The organism is Alcanivorax sp. HI0044 (assembly GCF_001634945.1).
On the sequence record NZ_LWEZ01001934.1, the window covers coordinates 1 to 814 of the forward strand.

Consider the following 814-nt stretch of genomic DNA (forward strand, 5'->3'; position numbering starts at 1 on the left):
CGGGAGTCGATAACTCTTCCACGCCCTTACTGGTTCTGACAATAAAAAACACTGCCAGTTCTTGGTCTTTGGCGAAAGCCATTCCTTCATCCGGGCCCAGCACCGTCATGGCGGTGGCCAGACCGTCGGCCATCATGGCACTTTTGTGCAAAACGGACACCGAGGCCAACTGATGCTCCACCGGGTAACCGGTACGGGGGTCAATGGTATGGGAATACAAGCGGCCGTCCGACTCAAAAAAGTTACGGTAATCGCCACTGGTAGCCACGGCCATATTCTTCAGGTCTACCACCTGCTCCACCTCGCGAACACCCGCAATCGGGCGTTCTACGGCAACCCGCCAGGGCTGTTTATAGGGTTTGCTGCCCTTGCCCAGCAGTTCTCCGCCCACCTCTACCAGGTAGTTATTCAGCCCGTGGCTATCCAGTAAGGCCGCCACCTTGTCCACCGCAAAACCTTTCGCAATGGACGACAAATCCACATAGATGCCGCCGGGCTGCAGCAGTTGCTGGTCGCTGAGCAGCAGTTTCTGCCAGCCAACCCGTTCCTGCGCTGTCTCGATTTCGCTGGCCTCTGGTGGCTCAAACCGGTCCGGGTCCGGCCCGAAGCCCCACAGGTTAACCAGCGGCCCCACCGTCACGTCATAGGCGCCGCCGGTTTGTTCCGACAGGGAAAAGGCGGCAGTCATCACCTTAACGGTATCCGAGGGCAGATTCATCAGCGTCCCCGGCTCGGCGCTGTTGAAACGGCTAAGGTCGGAATCCGGTCGGTAGGTGCTCATCTGGGCGTTTACCTGCTCCAACGCCGCTTCAAT

General features: G+C 58.7%; 1 protein-coding gene. It reads right to left on the reverse strand.

The annotated features are described in order from the left end of the window. Positions 1–781 (reverse strand): FAD:protein FMN transferase (locus tag A3730_RS28680; RefSeq protein WP_231884085.1); only part of this gene is annotated, 781 nt, incomplete at its 3' end. Positions 782–814: the final 33 nt, after the last annotated feature.